The organism is Rickettsia endosymbiont of Lasioglossum villosulum, from assembly GCF_964026455.1.
In the GTDB taxonomy this organism is placed as follows: Bacteria; Pseudomonadota; Alphaproteobacteria; order Rickettsiales; family Rickettsiaceae; genus Rickettsia.
This window is the reverse complement of the sequence record NZ_OZ032152.1, coordinates 517,398-538,079: the sequence shown is the minus strand read 5'-3', so window position 1 is coordinate 538,079 and position 20,682 is coordinate 517,398. Positions and strand designations below refer to the sequence as shown.

Below are 20,682 nucleotides of genomic sequence, written 5' to 3'. Positions count from 1 at the left end.
CTATAAATTAGCATTTTTTATACTTCAGCATTTTCGACGCTCATTAATGCGGCTAAGACAAGCTCATAATCATAATTAGTAATAGCTTCTTGTACTATATCAGGGCTTAACTTATCACTTAACTCGGCTATTTTTTGCAGGCTAAATTTGCTTAAAGCTAACTCTAGCAATTTTGGATGATTCAAAAGCGGCTTATCATAAACTATTTCTTTTACTGACCAAGTTAGCATCATGTTAGCTTCTTTATTAGTTTGTTCAAGTATAAACCCCTCCATTTCATCTTCTATGTCTAAAAGCTTACCTTTTGTAATTTTTCCAGTTTTAAGCTCTGTTATACTAGTCGTTATTTTTTCTATGAGAGATATATTTGTTAAATTTGCTACCCTATCTATTATTTTGTTCATGACGTTTTGCATTATAGCTTTATTGTTTGAGCTAATAGTATTGTCATCATCTAACTTAGCCGTTATATCCATCGCTATTTTGCTGAATAAAACAAGCCTTTCTTTACATGAATGATTATTTATTATAGTTTGCTCTTCTAATACTTTATCAAGTTTGCCTGCTAAATCGATTAACATATCATTATTAATTTGATCCTTGTTTATAACCTCTTTTATGTTTTGACTTATTGGATGCGTATATAAATCGGCTGTGTTTTCTACTAGCTTTTGTATCTCAAGCATTTTTTGTAGTACTTTATAAAGATTTTCTTCTGACGCTGGAAGATTTGCTTGAGTTTGATCTTGCTTATTTACTTCTATAGGTGGATTGTTTTGTTCATCTATTTTGTGAGTTAATAAATCACATATTTTTTTTAAACCTTTATTCTTAGCTATGTTTAATGCTGTATGCCCTTTAAGTAATCCATCTTTAACAACACTGTCAATAGCTTGCACCGACATTTTAAGAATTAATACCTCACAAACTTTTTCTAAGCCATTACCTGCAGCCAAAGTTAAAGCTGTTTCACCGTATTTAGTAATCTGATTAATAGCCTGTGGCGACATTTTAAGAATAAGAGACTCACAAATCTTTTCTAAGCCGTTACCTGCAGCCCAAGTTAAAGCTGTCTCGCTGTTATTATCAACTTTGCTTAACTCTGTAATATTCATTGCAGTAATTAATCTTTGTGCTTCTAATTCATTTCTTGATTTTATTGCTTGTATTAATTTTTCGTGCTTAGTTTGAAACCACCCAAACATAATTTATACTCTTATTAAATTTCATAATTTTTAATATTTTGTTAAAAATGAGCTATCGGAAGAATCTAGATAAGAAGATTTAAGAAAGCAATAGAAATTTAACTAAAAATATAAATTAATAACTTAGGAGTAATTTGAGAAAAGTAAGGATTAGTATGGGGTTAAGAGCAATAATAAGGGGTTTTAATAGTTAGTAATAATTACTACCTATGATTATAACAAAATATTTTAATTATATTAATTAATTGTTTAGTAAGTGAATTTTTTATAAAGCGTGGATAAATGAGATATATTAAATTGAGTTTTTATATTATAAATTGTATAAAATTAAATAGTCGTTTTATAAGGTGCTATATGAAAGAGGAAGAAATAAAGGCTAATTATCTATTTATAAAAAATAATAGGTTAAATAAATTAAAGGAAGATAGTATTTATAAACTTAATTGGCTTTTCCTTCCTGGCGGTCCTGGCATGGGAGCTAATTACTTGATTGATTTCGTATCAAAATTAGATTTACCAGGTTCATTGTTTATAGGGGATTTTCCTGGAGATGGCAACAATGATCGTAATGTTAAAGAAATAAGTTATGAAGATTGGAAAGAGGGTTTAATAGAAGTAGTAACTGAATTAGCACCCTGCATACTTGTTACCCATTCTTTTAGTGGTATGTTTGCATTAACTATAGATAATTTAGAAAATTTATTAACCGGTTTAGTTATAATGAATAGTGCCCCTAATAGTTCATGGATGGAATTATTACAAAAAACTGCTACTAAATATAATTTACCAGATTTAACCAATGATATAAATGAGCTATATACAAACCCAACAGATGATCAGTTAAAGGCATTTATTTATGCAAATATTCCATATATATTTTGCGAACATGAGATCCCTGCAGGAAAGGAGCTATTAGAGCTTTGTTCATATAACATAAAAACAAGAATATGGGCTAGTCAAAATTTTTATAACTCTTATAAATATAGCTGGATACCTAGTAAATTACCGACCTTAATTATTGGAAGTCATGATGATAGATCGCTGCCTATTGAACTATTTTTGAAAGATAAAGAATGGTCTCGTCCTAATATAAAAATAGTCGAATTACGTAATACAGGACACTTTCCTTGGCTAAGCTGCTTTGATCAAATTAATGAAGAATTATCAGGACTAGCAAAAGAACTAATTGAACAACACTAAAAGCTCTACTGCTTCGGTATATTGACTCATTTATATTTTTTAGAAAATAATATCAGTAAGCATATTTTTCTCTTTAAATATATTTTAAATAATATATTGTAGGTATAAAAACTAATAGAAAATTATAATATGACTGATAAGAATCTGAATATAGCAATAACTTACTATACTTCCATGAATAACAAGAAATTTGAGGAAATGGCTTCCTGCTTACATTCTGATATTCATTTTATAGGACCGTTATCAGTTATGGATGGTAAAGAATCAGTTGTCGAGGCAGCGAAAAACTTTGCTATGTTCTTTAAGAATCTTACAATTAGTGAAAAATTTTCTTCTAATGATAAAGTTATGCTGGCACTTGAATTTGATTGCCCTGCACCTATCGGTATTTTTCGAGGTGCTTCACTATTATCTTTTAATGACGGGCTTATTTCTCGTATAGAATTATTTTATGATGCTCGTCCTTTTGTACAGAAAAAAGAAGAGATTTTTAATTAAAATAAATCAATCTCTAAATGCAGAAGCTCATCTTCAGAAAATATAGAGAAAGTCTTTAATTCGGCTAGTGTATTATCCTGCCTTAACCATCCACCTTTTTGGGAATATTCTAGCTTAAATCCAAGCTTTAAAGGAATTTGTATACTTGGTAAATTTTCTGCATCACAATGGATCTCAACTTTCTTAGCCTTCAGACTTCTAAAAGCTAGTAAAGCCATTATATGAGTTGCAGTAGTAGCATAACCTTTAGATCTTTGACTTTTTCTTATGAAATATGCAATACCAAATTGCGGCACTGACCAACCTGATTGAATAGGCGGGAATGCACATCTGCCAACAATATTATTAGTTGCTTTATCGATGATAAGATAACGAATGCAATTACGTAATATAAACTCAGCATGATGCTTCCTACATTCCTCTTCAACCGATTCTAAAGTTGGAGGAGTCGAAGACCAATTAAGCCATTTTATACAATCCTCATAACCATCCATCATCGCTTGATACAAGCCTTTTCCGTACCCGGCTTTAGGCATTTGTAACTTTAGTTTTGATGTTTCAATTACTTCCGGTAAATCAATTAAAATGCGATTCATAAAAGTTATATATTTACAAAAAATTTATGGGTTTTACTTCTTGGTAAAGCTTCAACTGAATGCCCATCAATAAACGCCACAATCGCCCATCTTGAAAAAGACTTGCCAATCTCAGATTTATCTAATTGAATTACGTCATGCCATGCAGGTTTTATAGCTCATTATCAATTATTTTTCTAAAATTACTAGAAATAAAGAAAATAGCTTTATTTTCTTTATGTCTGACAACTTCCAAATCTTCAGGATTTGTTCCAATTCGAAGACCAGGACTACTTTCTGCTATTGCGATAGTAAATGATCCTGAATCGAAGTGAGGCTTTGCAAGATACTGACCCGATACTGAATAATCATATTTGAGAAACCTTAATAATATGTGCGGTGTATCAGTATCAAATATTTTGGATAGTCTTTTTCAAAATTAGCTAATATATCTTTAATAGTATAATAAACAATATCCCATAATAGAGCAGCGTTTTTTAAAAATATTCTGAGCGTTTCATGCTTTTTAATAAATTCAGAATAGTGTTTTTCAATAATTGGATGATAATGAAAAAAATCTTTACTATCATTATAAATATCATCCTCAGGGTTACGATGCTTAAAACCGATATCACCTCTCCGATGTAAAGGGGAAATTTTTAAATCTATATGCTGCTTTATATTCTCAGGAAGTTTTAGGAATTCAAAAAAAGAACCTATAGCTTCTTCTATTTGAGCTTTTTTAACCGAAAAAGGAATTAATGCATAAGGTTTTTTATATAAGCTTTCAATATTAATCACCTTGCCATTCTCCAAATTTTGTAGTATCTAATAAATTTAAAAAGTGATATCAAATATTAATTTAAAAATCAATAATTATTATGCATCCAGAAAAAAAAATGATAACTAATTTTATTAACGCACTTTTTGAGCCAGATAGCCCATAGGATAAAGTAGCACAATATGTTGAGGGTAAAGGGAAATTTATACATCCGATACTCAATATCGAGACTATTTATGATTTGCATTATGGTCTTATCGATTTTCGTAAAAGTTTCCCTGATATAACTCAAATTGTTGAATCAGTTGGAACTTTTGATAATGGACGTTTAATTGCTAAAACTTTTTCTTCAGCAACCTTTAAAAAAGATTTTGCTAATTTAAAAGCGAATGGTAAACACTGGCATACCCCAGTATATTGGGAATTTGAATTAAATAATGGAAAGATTTTGGTTGCTTCAGAATTAGCTAACCACCATGCAATCAATAATCAATTAGGTGTTACTTTATTTCAAACACCATTTGAGTTAGAAAATTAAAGTAATATAGATATTTCATTAGCAGGTGATGATTCTTTAACCAAAATGCCAAGAACCTAACTTATTTTCTGAACAATAAATAATACGCAATATAAAACCAACCAAAAAATCCGTGAATAATAGCCCATAATATTGAATGGTTTACGTTAAATGATATTACTATTGCGAGGATCGATCCAAGAGAAATACCACCATATCCTAAATAATGCATATATTATTCCTTTAATATTAATTAATATTATTATGCTATATTAATTACATTTAATTAAGGAATTTTATTAAATTAGAACAATTAATTTATTTATTATTGTTAAAAAACTACTTATTATCATTTAAATAGAATGCTTATATCACTATTTTAAAGGAATTTTGTTAACTGTTAATAGAAGAAAAGCCGGTAGACAAACAAAATCAATAACTAAGTATGAATAACTCAAACAATATAAGGCCCTTAAATAGGGTACTGAGCACTTTCAAAAGGATTTCGTTTAGGGCAAATAAGTGCTAACGATATGGTATCAAATGTAAGCGGAAACCTTACTGCTTTAGACGAAGTAGATAATGATTTTATAGATAATATATATGGTTTTTTCGGAGAAGTTGAGATTATTCATTTTACTAAAGAAGCCGATTCGCATTATCACTTTATATTAAAAGAAGTTGATAATTACGAAGATTACTTAAGAAAATATTTTAAAGAAATGTTACAAAATAAAACTATAGAATGTCCTGTTTGTAAAAGTTTTTCATTTCCAGCAAATGACTTTCCCGGATCACATTATATATGTGCGTGGGAATATGATGAGGTCCAATTCTACGATCCTGATTTTGAGGGAGGAACAAACGATACAAGCCTAAATCAAGCAAAAGAAAATTTTAGATTATATAATATTTCTGATCCTTCATTGCAAAATTGGAAAAATAATAATATCAAAAAAACTGCTTATTTAAATAGTAGGAAATGGCATTGTTAATTAAGCATAAATATCATCATTACAAGCAACTGTGGTGGTGTCATAGGATTCCCACTGTTACTGCACAGTAGTGTCCAGGGAAAATTGTAATATTATTAAAATCGTCATTGCAAGGAGCGAAACTTTGCTGTAACCCAGAAAAAATAATAAAAAATGTTAATTTATAGCATTTTTTTACTAGATTGCTTCGTCGCTATGCTCCTCGCAATGACAGAAAAATAAGGCTATTTAATATTATGTAGGTTGGTAAGATAAATGTAAGGATGAGAAAAGTTTTTTGAAAAGCAAACAATTAGTTAAAGATAGTGACAGTAAATATTTGGACTGAAGTAATTACTATTAAAGTAATGTACTTAAATTTAGTCTTTAAGGAGGTAATCCAGCCGCAGGTTCCCCTACGGCTACCTTGTTACGACTTCACCCCAGTCGCTAATTTTACCGTGGTTGGCTGCCTCTTGCGTTAGCTCACCACCTTCAGGTAAAACCAACTCCCATGGCGTGACGGGCAGTGTGTACAAGACCCGAGAACGTATTCACCGCGGCATGCTGATCCGCGATTACTAGCGATTCCAACTTCATGCTCTCGAGTTGCAGAGAACAATCCGAACTGAGATGTCTTTTAGGGATTTGCTCCACGTCGCCGTCTTGCTTCCCTCTGTAAACACCATTGTAGCACGCGTGTAGCCCAACCCGTAAGGGCCATGATGACTTGACGTCGTCCCCACCTTCCTCCGGCTTATCACCGGCAGTTTTCTTATAGTTCCCGGCATTACCCGCTGGCAAATAAGAATGAGGGTTGCGCTCGTTGCGGGACTTAACCCAACATCTCACGACACGAGCTGACGACAGCCATGCAACACCTGTGTGTGGTCCAGCCGAACTGAAGGAAAGCATCTCTGCGATCCGCGACCACCATGTCAAGGGTTGGTAAGGTTTTTCGCGTAACATCGAATTAAACCGCATGCTCCACCGCTTGTGCGAGCCCCCGTCAATTCCTTTGAGTTTTAATCTTGCGACCGTACTCCCCAGGCGGAGTGCTTAATGCGTTAGCTGCGAAACCGAGAGAAAATCTCCCAATATCTAGCACTCATCGTTTACGGCGTGGACTACCAGGGTATCTAATCCTGTTTGCTCCCCACGCTTTCGTGCATCAGCGTCAGTTGTAGCCCAGATGACCGCCTTCGCCACCGGTGTTCCTCCTAATATCTAAGAATTTCACCTCTACACTAGGAATTCCATCATCCCCTACTACACTCTAGATTAGTAGTTTTGAAAGCAATTCCGAGGTTAAGCCCCGGGCTTTCACTTCCAACTTACTAAACCGCCTACGCACTCTTTACGCCCAGTAATTCCGAACAACGCTAGCCCCCTCCGTCTTACCGCGGCTGCTGGCACGGAGTTAGCCGGGGCTTTTTCTGCAAGTAACGTCATTATCTTCCTTGCTAAAAGAGCTTTACAACCCTAGGGCCTTCATCACTCACTCGGTATTGCTGGATCAGGCTTTCGCCCATTGTCCAATATTCCCCACTGCTGCCTCCCGTAGGAGTCTGGGCCGTGTCTCAGTCCCAGTGTGGCTGATCATCCTCTCAGACCAGCTACAGATCGTAGGCTTGGTGAGCCATTACCTCACCAACTACCTAATCTGACGCGGGCTCATCCATCAGCGATAAATCTTTCCTCCGTAGAGAATATACGGTATTAGCTTTTATTTCTAAAAGTTATTCTGTACTGATGGGCAGATTCCCACGTGTTACTCACCCGTCTGCCACTAACTAATTGGAGCAAGCCCCAATTAGTCCGTTCGACTTGCATGTGTTAAGCATACCGATAGCGTTCGTTCTGAGCCAGGATCAAACTCTCAAGTTTGATTCTGTCAGTTTTACTTTAAAAAATTGACAGGTTTAATTATCACTTTTGTGATATGTACATGTTTACTGTCACTATCTATATCTAATTATTTACTTTTAAAAACAGCTGCGATTTTTTTTCATTTGTCGCTCTCGATAGGTGTAGTTATAAGCAATATAATCGAACCTGTCAACTACAATTTTGAAATTATTTTTATTTTTATTTTATAACTTATTACTACCCAGTATAAATATTTAATTTCAAAAGCCTTAAGAGCTGATTCTTAAAGGTTTTTTATATTTAATTACGTATTAAAATTTATTTTAAAAATTATAATTATTTTGCTTTAATTATAACAAAACTCAAAAATTCACAGATATAATTATCTTTCATTTACTTTATTGCCACGTTTTACTGTTGATTCTTTTAATCTCTCCACATGACTTTTTTTATCTGTCATTTTTTTCTTTTCTTGCCTTTGGACAGCATGCTCATTAAGTTTCTTTTGACAATAATTTTTTAATGAAGATATACCTAAAGCACCTGACATTTTTCCAATAAGTTTATATATTTTATCTTTCAAATGGTAATTTAGCATCCTTCATAACTTCTTGACGATCTTGAGAAGCTTTGCTTTCTAAGTACTGATCTACTTTATTATGAGTAGCTAATTTATTTTCTTTAAAGCAATTTGCTAGTTGTGTTTGAACCTTTTTTAGTTCTTATACCTGATTAGGATTTTGTAAATTTGCGTTATCTATAATATCTATTAAAGGTTTAATAGAATTTTGTTGCATCTTTTTTGCTTCTTTTGCTTTTTTTATTTCAGACTCAAAGCCTAATGCCATGCGTCCCTTTAGCCCCGATACAGGTGGTGCTTCTTGTACTTTTTTTGCTTCTTTCTGTGTTTTTATTTTGGATTCAAAGTCTTTAGACATATACTAACTTATTTATGTTAAAAAATTATATAATACTTAATAAGTATAAATATAAAATCTTAACCTAAGCTAATAAATATTAATTTTTTGACAATTATTTTAAATGATTGTTGTAAATAAAATTATTTATTCAGTAAATCCTCTAATAGTTTTTCCGATGGAATGCAGCCATTTAATAATAATTCGGAACTATGTAAATACTGAAGGAAATATTTATAGTGATACTTACACTAGTGTTGAGCCTTAAATTATAGGCTTTCTGGAGTTTTAGAAAGCCTAACTAATTACACCTATTTCATGACGTTTAACCTTGAGCTTAAGCTCCTCAAGGTTAAATCTAATATCAATCGCAGCTCCACCTGTCTCTCTATTTGCAATATCTAAAACACCGCAATGTTCTTCAACTATTCTTTTGACTATAGCAAGCCCTACTCCCATACCTTTACTTCTAGTGGTTACATAGCTTTCAGTAGCCTTACCTATTAGCTCAGGCGGGAACCCTCTGCCGTTATCTATGACTGCAATATTAATAAATTGCTCACTCGCATTTACATTAATTTTTATTGCTGCTTGATTACTTCCCTCTAATGATTCTTCAGCATTTTTAAGCAAATTTATCATCACTTGATTTATTTGAGTAGTATCACACGTAAAATTAAATTGATCGATATTAGTTTCAAAACTATAGGAAATATTATCATTAAGTAATTTACGTGCTTCTACAATATTATTAATTACATAAATCAAATCACAATTGGTAAATTTAGGTGCAGGAAGACGAGCAAAAAGAACAAATTCAGATACAATATTTTTAATATCATTAGTATGGCGAATAATCATTTTTAAATAATTCTCAAACTCTGCCCTTTCTTTAATTTCAGGACTAAATTTTTTAAGCAATCTTTCAGAAGCAAGCAAAATAGGTGTTAACGGATTTTTAATCTCATGTGCTACTTTTTTTGCTACATCCGACCAAGCTAATGCCCGTTGTGCTATCACTAAATCCCTTTGTTGGCGTGAAAGCTGCTTAATCATTCTATTAAATGCCGCATAAAGCGTTCCTATTTCGTCTTTATCTACTTCATTCTCTGGGACTTGCACTGTTAGATCACCGCTTTTTACTTTATCGGTTGCAATAACTAACTTCTTAATGGGATTTACTATTTTAGCAGTAACTATAACACCAAAACTTATCGCTATTAAAAGAAGTAATAAGGCTATAAAGATAAAAATAATTGAGAATTTTATTTGTATATTCCCTATCTGGTTTTTAAGACGATGATACTCTGCTGCCGCTCCATTAGTTGCATCTATATGATCAATAATTTTATTATCAATTGACCTACCAACTAGTAAATACACATCATTATATTCTTTTAACTTAATTAACATTCTTATTTTAGTTGGATCAGATTTTACTTCTACAGGCTCACACGAATCTGCCTTTTTAATTAGATGGGCAGGAATAGTTGCAAATGATAGAGAAAAACTTAAATAGCTATTAGCAATTATTGTATTAGTCGACTTATTTAACACTATTGCTTCATCAAGCGATCTCATTTCTGCTTCGGTGTTTAATGTTTTAGTAAATAAAGCGGGATTATGAATTAAATCGTAATACATATCACTTAAATCCTCAGCAACAGCAAGTGCTGTCTCTCGTAACAGCACTTTATGTTCAGCAATATAAGAATCAGCAACCATTATAGATTGATCAAGTACAACAGAAATTTTTCGATCAAACCAAGCCTGAATACTAAGGTTTAAAAAATAAGCAGAAGATATTGAAACGATTATAGTGGGAATAGCAGCAGCTAGACTAAATGCAACTACTATACGATTTTGTAACTTAGAAGTATTTTGATCGCTATTTTTAAAGAAAAAACTTTGGAAAAATCTGCGAGTTAATAATATGCCAAGGATTAAGAAAATTATTAAATCAATTAGTAAAAACCAAATCACTTTACTAGAATTAACTGCACCATTTTTTGTGCCGATAGATATTGTGTAATAAGTGAAATAAGAGAAAATAATAGCTATTGCGACTAAAATACCTATAAATCTTTTACTATAGAGATATTTAAATAAAAATATTTTTAATTTCGGCATCTTGCTATCTTAAAATCTTAATTCGTTTGTTATTTTAACGTGTTGCATGGCTCGTAAATCGTCATTGCGAGCGACCAAAGGAAGCGTGGCAATCTCATGAAGTAGAACTCCTAAGATTGCCACGTCGAGGCTTCGCCTCTTCCTCGCAATGACGACTATCCATCCACGCAAGCAAGTCTCACGCAGGAATAACATTGACTATAATAACAAAAAAAGCTAGAAATACCACTATTTCTAGCTTTTATGCTTTCTAATAAATGAAGATGGTAATTTAATTAAATTCAAGCAGCATCTGACCTTTGACCACATTATCCTTTTCACTTACGAAAATTTTAGCTATTTTCCCGTCACGTTCGGCTAAGATGATATTTTCCATTTTCATAGCGGTTAAGATCATAATTTCCTGCCCTATTGTTACTTCTTGTCCTTCTTTCACTTTAATTGATGCAATTTGACCGTTAAGAGGAGCTTGCAGTTCAGAATTTTCTTCTGTTACTACTTTCGAAACCATTAACCCTTCAAGTTCTGAAATACGAGGAGAACGAACGAAGGCTTTTACGCTAATACCAGCATGTGATAGTAAATAACCAGTTCTGATATTTTCAATTTTAATATTTGTCTTTTTGCCATTAATTATAGCTACAAAAAGCTCATTACCTAAATTCCAGTTACTACGAATATATATTCGGTCACTTTCATGGCGTATATTATAGCCATTTTCAACAGGCGTAATTAGAACGGGGAATAATTTATCGTCAATCGTTACCACCCATCTAGTACCGATTTTATTAGCTTGGTTATTGATATTTCCAGAAATTAAAGAAGCACGTCTTTGCTCAGATATATAAATAAAAATAGCGGTTGCTAAAAATACTCCCGTTACTTCTGAGGTTAGACTTGCACCAGAAAATCCATCTGGATATTCTTCTTGAATAAAAGCAGTAGAAATATCACCGCTAACAAAACGAGGATGAAGCATCACTGCTTCTAAGAAACTAATATTATGAGAAATACCATTAATAATATAAGAGCTTAAGGCAGAACGCATTACCTCAATTGCCTGCTCTCTTGTTTCGCCGTAAGTACATAATTTTGCGATCATCGAATCATAGAACATGCTAACTTCACCGCCAAGTCCAATACCGGTATCTATACGAATATTTGGACTTTTTACAGGTTCAGAATACGCCGTAATCCTACCACTAGAAGGCAGGAAACCACGACTTGGATTTTCTGCACAAATTCGTGACTCAAACGCCCAACCTTTTAATTTTACATCATCTTGCGTAAATGATAATTTTTTACCGGCAGCAATTTTTATCATTTCTTCAACGATATCTATACCAGTTATTAATTCAGTAACAGGGTGTTCTACCTGCAATCTCGTATTCATTTCTAAGAAATAGAAATTTTTCTCACTATCTACTATAAACTCAACAGTACCTGCTGAATAATATCCTACCTTTTTGGATAAAGATATTACTTGCCTATACATTTCTTGCCTTATTTCTTCGGTAATGAATGAGCTTGGTGCCTCTTCAATTACTTTTTGATGGTGACGCTGTATTGAACACTCACGTTCCCCAAGACATACGCTATTGCCATACTGATCAGCAAGCAATTGAATTTCGATATGACGAGGTCTTTGGATCAATTTTTCAATAAACAACCTATCATCACTAAAACTATTACCGGCTTCAAGCTTTGCAGATTCAAAAGCATTTGCCATTTCAGAAGGGTTATTTACCACTCTCATACCACGCCCGCCACCACCGGCAGCCGCTTTTACAATGACCGGAAAACCTATTTCTTTTGCAATATCTATTGCTTGCTTAACATCATTTATAGTTCCCATATAGCCAGGAACAGTACTAACTCCTGCTTCTATTGCTATCTTTTTTGCTTCAATTTTATCGCCCATTTTCTTTATAGTAGCAGCATTAGGACCTATTAAAACTACTCCCTCTCTTTTAAGAACATTGGCAAAATTAGGGTTTTCAGATAAAAAGCCATAGCCAGGATGTACGGCATTTGCACCGCTTTCACGAATTGCGGAAACAAGATTTTTAATAGATAGATAGCTTTCGGTTGCCGGTGAATCACCTATATAATAAGCTTCATCTGCATGCTGAACATACATTGAGTTTGTATCGGCTTCAGAATATACAGCAACCGACCCTATCCCCATTTTTTTTAAAGTACGGATTATTCTAACAGCAATTTCGCTACGATTAGCGATTAAAATTTTATCAAATAAAGGTTTAGTCATAGTTTTTTGTTTATATTATTATGAACTTTAATAATGTCATTCTTTCATAGGGTTGGCGTTATTGCGTAGAACATATGTCATTCCCGCTTAAGGCTTGCCCCACGTGGATCGAAAAGCACCCTCGGTGTCAAGCCACGGGATGACATCAAATGCGTCTTACCTACGCAAGGATGACAGCTATAACGGCAAATTATCATGTTTCTTCCAAGGCAATTCTACCTTTTTAGTACGTAAGAAATTTAGGGCTTTACATATTCGCCATCTTGTATTTTGTGGTCTTATTATATCATCTAAATAGCCTCTAGATGCTGCAACAAAAGGTGATGTTACTACTTTTTTATATTCATCGATTTTTTGTTTTTTAGCCTCTGGATCTTTGCATTCTTCTCTAAATATTATTTCAGCTGCTCCCTCTGCTCCCATAACTGCGATTTCGGAATTAAACCAAGCATAATTTATATCACCTCTAAGATGTTTAGAGTTCATCACTATATAAGCTCCGCCATAAGCTTTACGAGTAATTACAGTAATCTTAGGGACTGTTGCTTCAGCATAAGCATATAAAAGTTTAGCACCGTGCTTGATAATACCATCATGCTCTTGAGAAGTACCTGGCAAAAACCCTGGCACGTCAACAAGACTTACTATAGGAATATTGAAAGCATCACAAAATCTAATGAATCTTGCTGCCTTTCTTGAAGCATTAATATCTAAACACCCCGCTAAATGCAATGGTTGATTCGCAACAAACCCTACTGGATATCCTTCCATATAGCCAAAACCAATGATGATATTCTTAGCAAAATCCGGTTGTAATTCAAAAAACTCTCCTTCATCTACAATACGTTCGACAAGTTCTTTCATATCATAAGGTTTATTGGGAGTATTAGGGATTAGAGTACTTAGAGACATATCAACCCTATCAGCAGGGTCAACAGTAGGACGAATAGGAAGAGGACTACGATTAGATGATGGCAGAAAATTAAAGAACCTACGAATTTCCAACAATGCCTCTATGTCATTATTAAATGCAAGATCAGCCACACCGCTTTTGGTAGTGTGCATACGTGCACCACCAAGTTTCTCTTGGCTTACTTCCTCACCAGTAACGGTTTTTACTACATCAGGACCGGTTACAAACATATAGGAACTATTTTTAACCATGAATATAAAATCGGTTAAAGCAGGCGAATAAACAGCACCGCCCGCACAAGGACCCATAATTAAGGTAATCTGAGGAATAACACCTGATGCTAAAACATTACGCTGGAATAGCTCACCATATCCAGCAAGAGCATCCACACCCTCCTGAATTCTTGCACCACCTGAATCATTAATGCCGATTACGGGAGCACCAGTTGCTATAGCTTGATCTAGAATATCGCAGATCTTTTTAGCATGATACTCACCAAGTGAACCGCCAAGCACTGTAAAATCTTGGCTATAAATAAAAACTAATCTACCATTTATTGTGCCATGACCCGTTACAACACCATCACCTAAAAACTTCTTATCATCCATCCCAAAATTTTCACATCTATGAGCTACAAACATTCCTGTTTCGGTGAAACTATTAGGATCTAATAATACCTCTATTCGCTCACGTGCTGTTAACTTACCTTTCTTATACTGGGTATTAATTCTATCTTCACCACCCCCTTGCCTCGCAATATTTTTTTTTTCGTCAAGTAACTCCGCAGAGATTATATTACTTTGATTCATAGATATTTATAATTTTATTTTTCAAAATATCCGTAGTATAATATAATAATGTTAGCGTGAAAAGATAATTATTTATGTCATCTACCAAAGATAGCAAAGAACAAACTAGAAAAACTAAAATAAAGCCTAATTTTAGCAATTTATCATCTGCTCTAAAAAAGAATTTACAGAGACGAAAAAAAGCTAAGGAAGAAAAACCTAACAATTAAATATTTTAAAAAGGTAAAATATGAATTTATATACATTAATGATTAAAATTGGTAATTTTTTCTCTTTATTTATTCCTGAACAAAATATAGAAAAATCTAGTAATGATATTCCGGCTAATAGAGAAGCCACCCGTGATTATTATGAAGATTTAGGCAACCCTTATTAAAAGGACTAAATATAATTTAAGTTGACGCTATCTCAAGCTTAAAGTAATAATAAAAAACAAATATTATTGAAGAAAATATAAATTATATTACTATTCGAAATCAAACCTTATCTGAACTACAAGAAAAGATAAAAAATTATACAGATTCTAAAGGAAAGAAAATTTCTTTGGCGGATGAATTAATAAAATCAAGACTTCTAGAAGCTGAGAATGAATAATATAATTTATGTCATCTACCAAAGATAGCAAAGAACAAACTAGAAAAAGATGAAAAGATGTAACTTCTTATAAAAATATTTCAGAAGTTAAGATTTCTTTACCGTTAGCAAATAATTTAGCTTGTAATATATTAAAATAAAGTATAATAATGCACGGCAAATTACTAATGAGGAGGAAACGAATATGATTATAACGCATGAAATAATAAATAGAATAGCAACACAACAAGTTACAAAAGATGATGTCGTAACACTAAAAAGTGCTTTTGGTAACAATATCCCTGGACGCAAAGCTTTTCTTGCCGTATTAGATGAAATTTTAACAGATCAGGATTTACATGCATTAAACTCCGCAGTAATGAAGCATGCTAACATTTTAAGTGACGCACCGAATCTTTTATGTAGGACGCAAGAAGAGAAAGTTTTTGCTGACTTACTAGTAATGGAAGCTAAACGTAGTGGTATGCAAATAAAATTTGACAATAATAATAACGCACAACCTCTAAAGCCTCAAGACATTCCTGACGCTATTTTAGCTCATTATAATACATTACAAAAACATTTCTATAATGATACTAAGGTAAGAGAGAATAATAAATCTAATTATGATATCAATAGTTTAGTATCTCAAAGCATAAACTTTCTTTTATATCCTTCTCTTTTAAGAGCTACAAAAACTTACCAAGATTGGAGCGATGAGACTAAAATGAGTACTGAAATAGCATTGCAAGATATGAAAGGTCAGTATATTAAGCAGTTAAGTGACTCTAATATTGCACAACATGCAATCAATCATAAACAAGTAAAATTCAACTCAGACCCACAAAAAAATATATCTTCAGATGATAAAGTTAATAATATTATTACTATTTACGGTAATAATTTAGGTATAACTACAGAAAAAATAGTATTAAGTGCCATAGAACAATATGAAAATAACAACAAATTAAATTTAGATAATTCAACTAAAACAAACGTAACGAAAATATTAACCGATCAACTAAACGATAGTTTACTCAATAAGCTAGAGAAGAATTTTTATCCGACGTTAGTTATAAATAGCAAAAAAATAGTAGATATAATTACTAAAGGATTGGAAAAAATTAAAATAAATAAGCTTAATATATTTAGCAAATTCAAAAATTTTAATGAAGAAAATTTATTGACAATAATTAACAAAGTACCAGAAAAAATAGGAATCGCTAAAAATAAATCTAATATAAATAGAAAGCCACAAATATCACCAGTAATTAAAGGCGATGTAGATGAAATTTTGAATAAATTGTCTAAAATGCCAAATTTATCAGAAAAAGAAAAAATGTTATTACAAAAACCTAATATAACAAATAAACCAAAATCACGAAAAAGCCATACAATTTGACAATAATTCAAACCTAGGGTAATGATTAAAATCATGTATCCTATGTCATCCCGTGGACAAGCCACGGGATGACACATCGGACGCATTTTCCTAACTACAAAACCTCGCCAACCTTACGCAGGAATTAGAAGCAAAACTAATAAACTACTATATACTATGGATTCAAATAAATTATATCTCTTTAAGGATAGGCGATTCTTACCGAATTTTATAGTACAATTATGTGGTTGTCTTAACGATAACATCTTGAAAAATGCTCTTGTAATTCTAATTACTTATGGAGTTGTTGGTTCTCTAAGCAAATATAATAACTTACTTGTTTTAGTTACCAATGCTATTTTTGTCTTACCTTTTATAATATTTGCAAGTATAGCCGGGCAAATCGCTGATAAATATGAACGCTCTACCCTAATTAAAATAATAAAAGCTTGCGAGATTGCTATAATTGCTTTTGCTATTTACGGCTTTCATCATAATAATATTATAGTACTGCTCTGCTCTATTTGCCTAATGGGTATTCATTCCACTTTCTTTGGTCCAATTAAATATAGCGTTCTTCCTGATCATTTGAGTAAAGAGGAATTGCTTGGAGCTAACGGCTTTGTTGAAGCCGGAACTTTCATTGCCATTTTTATTGGTACTATAATCGGCAGTTATTACACAATCAGTAATAATTTCATAATTTATTCCTTAATTACAATTGCAGCTATTGGCTTTATTTCAAGCCTTACTACACCAAAATCAAATAACGCAAATCGTGATATTAAGATAAATTTTAATATCATAAACGAAAGCCTAAATATGATAAGATATGCTCAAACCAAAAAGCAAATATACTTAGCAATACTAGGCATTTCATGGTTTTGGTTTATTGGAGCTGCTATAATTTCTCAGATACCTTTGCTTGCTAAAATAACGTTTAAAGCTGATGAGAATGTTGCTAATTTATTTTTAGCGGTTTTCTCGCTTGGCGTTGGTGTCGGCTCATTTTTATGTAGTAAAATATTTGAAGATGAAATCACTGTTAAATACCTCTTTATTTCAGCACTTGGCATTAGTATTTTTGGCATCGATTTATTTTTTGCTAGTAGAATTAGTGCAGTTGCTTATGAACCAGCTCAACTAAAAAGTATCTTTGTATTTTTATCAAAAAGGCATAATTGGCGAATAGTTATTGATCTATTCTTTTTAGCAGCAATTGGTGGATTATATATTGTGCCTCTTTTTGCTATATTACAGCATTACGCAAATCCCGCTCACCGCAGCCGTATTATTGCCGTAAATAACCTAATTAATTCTATCTTTATGGTGGGATCAACTATTATCCTATCATTATTATTTTATTTAAATTTTACGATACCTTGGATAATATTATTTATCAGCCTATCTAATATCATCGTTACTATCTATATTTATCGCCTAATCCCTGAAGTTAAAATTATTCCTTACCCTGTCTTGCGTAGAATATTCCAATTTTGGTTTGATTTAATGTATAAGGTTGAAGTTAAAGGACTTGAGAACTTACAGAAAGCAGGTAGCAAAGTAGTAGTAATTGCCAATCATATTTCATATCTCGATCCACCTTTAATTGCAACCTATCTAAAAGAGGAAATGACCTTTGCAATAAGCCCTGATATACGCAAAATATGGTGGATTAGACCATTCTTGCGTATGGCTAATACTTTGCCTGTTGATCCAAACAACCCAATGGCAATTAAGACCTTAGTAAAAGAAGTACAAAATGACCGAAAAATAGCTATTTTTCCGGAGGGCAGAATAAGTGTTACCGGCTCTTTAATGAAGATTTATGAGGGTCCTGGGATGATTGCCGATAAAGCAAATGCAACTATTTTACCGGTTAGAATAGATGGCACACAATTTACTCATTTCTCAAAGCTACAAAATATATTAAAGAGAAAAATATTTCCTAAAATTACTGTTACTGTTCTACCGCCAGTAAAATTTGCTGATATTGGTGCTACATCCGGTCAAGAAAGACGCCAATATATAGCAAGAACTCTATATGATATCATGGCTGATATGATGTTTGAGAGTTCAGACTATAAGAATACTTTATTTGCATCGCTGATAGAAGCTGCCAAAATTCATGGGTTTAAGAAAAGAATAGTTAATGATTTTGAAAATAACAAAGCTACTTATCGTGATTTAATACTCAAATCTTTTATTCTTGGTGATTTAATCAAAAGAAATAATATTTTTGGCAAGCATCTAGGTTTAATGCTACCTAACACGACAAATACCCTAATTACCTTTTATGCCATGCAATTTAGCGGGTTTGTTCCAGCTATAATTAATTGGAGCAGCGGGATAAATACTATTATTAACTCATGTAAAACTGCACAGCTAAAAGTAATTTATACCTCAAAGCAATTTATAGAAAAAGCAGAGCTACACGAATTAATAACTAATTTATTAGATTTTGGTATTAAAGTAATATATTTAGAAGATTTTAAAAACCAAATCAATCTAGCTCTAAAATTAAAAGCCTCAATGGGCATCCGTTTTTCTAAAACTTATTATAAGTATTTTTGTCGTAATCGTGATGATGAAAAGCCAGCAGTAATAATTTTTACTTCAGGCACTGAAGGGGAACCTAAAGCTGTAATGTTATCTCATAGAAATCTGCAAGCTAATAGATATCAAGCAACTGCTAAAATACCTTTTAGCCCTGACGATATAGTATTTAACTCACTGCCATTATTCCACTGCTTTGGGCTTGGCGGAGCGATTATTACAACTTTAAACGGCATTAAGCTATTTTTATACCCCTCACCTTTAAATTACCGCAGCATACCAGAAATGATATATGATGTTGGAGCAACCATATTAATTTCAACTGATACATTTTTAAATGGCTATGCCAATTATGCTCATCCATATGATTTTTATTCATTGCGTTATATATTTGCAGGTAGTGAAAAACTAAAAGAAACTACCAGACAATTTTGGCTTAATAAATATGGCATACGTATTTTTGAAGGATATGGTATAACGGAAAGCTCACCTATCATTGCTTGCAATACTCCTATGCATAGTAAAGCTGGTACTGTTGGGAGGTTGTTGTCAAAGATTGAATATAAACTTGAAAAAGTTGAAGGGATAGATGAAGGTGGACGTTTACTAATTCGTGGTCCTAACGTCATGCTTGGTTATTTAGACGAAAATGGTAACTATATTTATAAAGAATGGCACGATACGGGTGATATAGTTAAGATCGATGGAGAAGGCTACATAACCATTTTAGGACGTTTAAAAAGATTTGCTAAAATAGCTGGCGAGATGATTTCGCTTACAAAAGTCGAGGAGCTTGCAAGTGAGATTGATCCTAGCTCCTTGCATGCTGCAATTTCTACACAAGATGAAACACAAGGGGAAAAGATTATTTTATTTACTACCAGTACTATTATAAATAGAGAAAATTTTACAAATAACGTACGCAAAGCACAAGTTTCTTTACTCTATATACCGAAAATAGTTATTACTTTACCTGAGATACCGCTACTTGCAAATGGTAAGGTTAATTACTTAGAAATGATAAGAAATTTGGATAAGTATACCAATGAATAATACTTTGCCATCGTGAATAAATTGTCGTATCATTGCAAACGACCGAAAGTCGTAGGGAATTACAAAAATAATAAAAAATACTAATTTATAGCATTTTTTTTACTGAATTGCGTACGTACAATTACTTCGTAATTTCTTAAGCTCAAAAAGAAAAATACATGTACACGCTTAAATCCATATCGATAAAATAAAATGACAAAGCTAGTTAGAGATTTAGTTCCGCAAGCCATCTTAAAATCAGGCAGAATACCGATTACCTATATTGCAGAATCATATGAATATAAAAAACTATTGAAAAATAAACTACTAGAGGAAATAGAAGAATTTTTAGAAGATGAACGTATCGAAGAAATTGCCGACATATTAGAAGTGCTTGAAACAATTTGTAATATTAATAACTATAAACTAAAAGATATACTAAACAAAAAAAGAAATCTAACGGTGGCTTTAGTGATATAGTAG

At 32.6% G+C, this 20,682-nt stretch carries 18 protein-coding genes and 1 rRNA gene; 9 read left to right on the top strand and 10 right to left on the bottom strand.

The genetic code is table 11. The features are described from left to right. Positions 1–17: 17 nt before the first annotated feature. A complete protein-coding gene (locus AAGD49_RS02595) occupies positions 18–1,205 on the bottom strand; it encodes an ankyrin repeat domain-containing protein (protein WP_341789009.1) in 1,188 nt (395 codons plus the stop codon). Between the two features lie 354 nt (positions 1,206–1,559). On the opposite strand from AAGD49_RS02595, the gene AAGD49_RS02590 reads away from it, so the two are divergent. Together AAGD49_RS02590 and AAGD49_RS02585 are read left to right on the top strand one after the other, a co-directional pair. Then, positions 1,560–2,405 (top strand): alpha/beta hydrolase, encoded by an 846-nt coding sequence (locus AAGD49_RS02590; protein WP_341789008.1) that lies wholly within the window; start codon positions 1,560–1,562, stop codon positions 2,403–2,405. 129 nt (positions 2,406–2,534) lie between these two features. Beyond that, positions 2,535–2,903, top strand: coding sequence for a nuclear transport factor 2 family protein (locus AAGD49_RS02585; protein ID WP_341789007.1), 369 nt, complete (start codon positions 2,535–2,537; stop codon positions 2,901–2,903). Here AAGD49_RS02585 and AAGD49_RS02580 read toward each other — a convergent pair. Together AAGD49_RS02580 and AAGD49_RS02575 are read right to left on the bottom strand one after the other, a co-directional pair. Further along, positions 2,900–3,499: a GNAT family N-acetyltransferase gene (locus tag AAGD49_RS02580; protein ID WP_341789006.1), complete on the bottom strand. Its 600-nt coding sequence runs from the start codon at positions 3,497–3,499 to the stop codon at positions 2,900–2,902. The two genes, AAGD49_RS02585 and AAGD49_RS02580, sit on opposite strands and share 4 nt — an antisense overlap. A 363-nt stretch (positions 3,500–3,862) precedes the next feature. Beyond that, positions 3,863–4,279 carry a hypothetical protein gene (locus AAGD49_RS02575; RefSeq protein WP_341789005.1) on the bottom strand — a complete coding sequence of 139 codons (417 nt, stop codon included), beginning with the start codon at positions 4,277–4,279 and terminating at the stop codon, positions 3,863–3,865. 221 nt (positions 4,280–4,500) lie between these two features. Here AAGD49_RS02575 and AAGD49_RS02570 point away from each other — a divergent pair, with 221 nt between their 5' ends. Beyond that, positions 4,501–4,797, top strand: coding sequence for a hypothetical protein (locus AAGD49_RS02570; protein ID WP_341789004.1), 297 nt, complete (start codon positions 4,501–4,503; stop codon positions 4,795–4,797). 61 nt (positions 4,798–4,858) lie between these two features. Here the strand turns inward: AAGD49_RS02570 and AAGD49_RS02565 are convergent, their stop codons facing one another. After that, positions 4,859–5,008, bottom strand: coding sequence for a hypothetical protein (locus AAGD49_RS02565; protein WP_341789003.1), 150 nt, complete (start codon positions 5,006–5,008; stop codon positions 4,859–4,861). Positions 5,009–5,309: 301 nt separating this feature from the next. Here AAGD49_RS02565 and AAGD49_RS02560 point away from each other — a divergent pair, with 301 nt between their 5' ends. After that, entirely contained in the window at positions 5,310–5,771 is a 462-nt protein-coding gene (locus tag AAGD49_RS02560) for a CPCC family cysteine-rich protein (RefSeq protein WP_341789002.1), read from the top strand. A gap of 367 nt (positions 5,772–6,138) precedes the next feature. Here the strand turns inward: AAGD49_RS02560 and AAGD49_RS02555 are convergent. The 6 genes from AAGD49_RS02555 to AAGD49_RS02530 form a co-directional block, all read right to left on the bottom strand. Next, a 16S ribosomal RNA gene (locus tag AAGD49_RS02555) occupies positions 6,139–7,637 on the bottom strand. A gap of 364 nt (positions 7,638–8,001) precedes the next feature. Then, positions 8,002–8,217 (bottom strand): hypothetical protein, encoded by a 216-nt coding sequence (locus tag AAGD49_RS02550; RefSeq protein WP_341789001.1) that lies wholly within the window; start codon positions 8,215–8,217, stop codon positions 8,002–8,004. Between the two features lie 124 nt (positions 8,218–8,341). Beyond that, positions 8,342–8,557, bottom strand: a complete 216-nt coding sequence (locus tag AAGD49_RS02545) for a hypothetical protein (protein WP_341789000.1) — start codon at positions 8,555–8,557, stop codon at positions 8,342–8,344. 276 nt (positions 8,558–8,833) lie between these two features. Next, positions 8,834–10,666 carry a PAS domain-containing sensor histidine kinase gene (locus AAGD49_RS02540; RefSeq protein WP_341788999.1) on the bottom strand — a complete coding sequence of 611 codons (1,833 nt, stop codon included), beginning with the start codon at positions 10,664–10,666 and terminating at the stop codon, positions 8,834–8,836. Between the two features lie 271 nt (positions 10,667–10,937). Next, positions 10,938–12,935, bottom strand: a complete 1,998-nt coding sequence (locus tag AAGD49_RS02535) for an acetyl/propionyl/methylcrotonyl-CoA carboxylase subunit alpha (protein ID WP_045798767.1) — start codon at positions 12,933–12,935, stop codon at positions 10,938–10,940. 177 nt (positions 12,936–13,112) lie between these two features. After that, the gene (locus tag AAGD49_RS02530) at positions 13,113–14,657 is read right to left on the bottom strand and encodes an acyl-CoA carboxylase subunit beta (RefSeq protein WP_341788998.1); all 1,545 of its coding nucleotides are present in this window, start codon (positions 14,655–14,657) and stop codon (positions 13,113–13,115) included. Positions 14,658–14,731: 74 nt separating this feature from the next. Here AAGD49_RS02530 and AAGD49_RS02525 point away from each other — a divergent pair, with 74 nt between their 5' ends. From AAGD49_RS02525 to AAGD49_RS02505, 5 genes are all read left to right on the top strand, one after another. Then, complete coding sequence (locus AAGD49_RS02525) at positions 14,732–14,866, top strand: hypothetical protein (protein WP_341788997.1); 135 nt, start codon at positions 14,732–14,734, stop codon at positions 14,864–14,866. Positions 14,867–14,886: 20 nt separating this feature from the next. Further along, positions 14,887–15,033, top strand: a complete 147-nt coding sequence (locus AAGD49_RS02520; protein WP_012152024.1) for a hypothetical protein — start codon at positions 14,887–14,889, stop codon at positions 15,031–15,033. 402 nt (positions 15,034–15,435) lie between these two features. Then, positions 15,436–16,632: a DUF5410 family protein gene (locus tag AAGD49_RS02515; RefSeq protein WP_341788996.1), complete on the top strand. Its 1,197-nt coding sequence runs from the start codon at positions 15,436–15,438 to the stop codon at positions 16,630–16,632. Positions 16,633–16,788: 156 nt separating this feature from the next. Further along, positions 16,789–20,220, top strand: coding sequence for an acyl-[ACP]--phospholipid O-acyltransferase (locus AAGD49_RS02510; RefSeq protein WP_341788995.1), 3,432 nt, complete (start codon positions 16,789–16,791; stop codon positions 20,218–20,220). 192 nt (positions 20,221–20,412) lie between these two features. After that, on the top strand, positions 20,413–20,679 hold the full coding sequence (locus tag AAGD49_RS02505) for a hypothetical protein (protein ID WP_341789269.1): 267 nt from the start codon (positions 20,413–20,415) through the stop codon (positions 20,677–20,679). Positions 20,680–20,682: the final 3 nt, after the last annotated feature.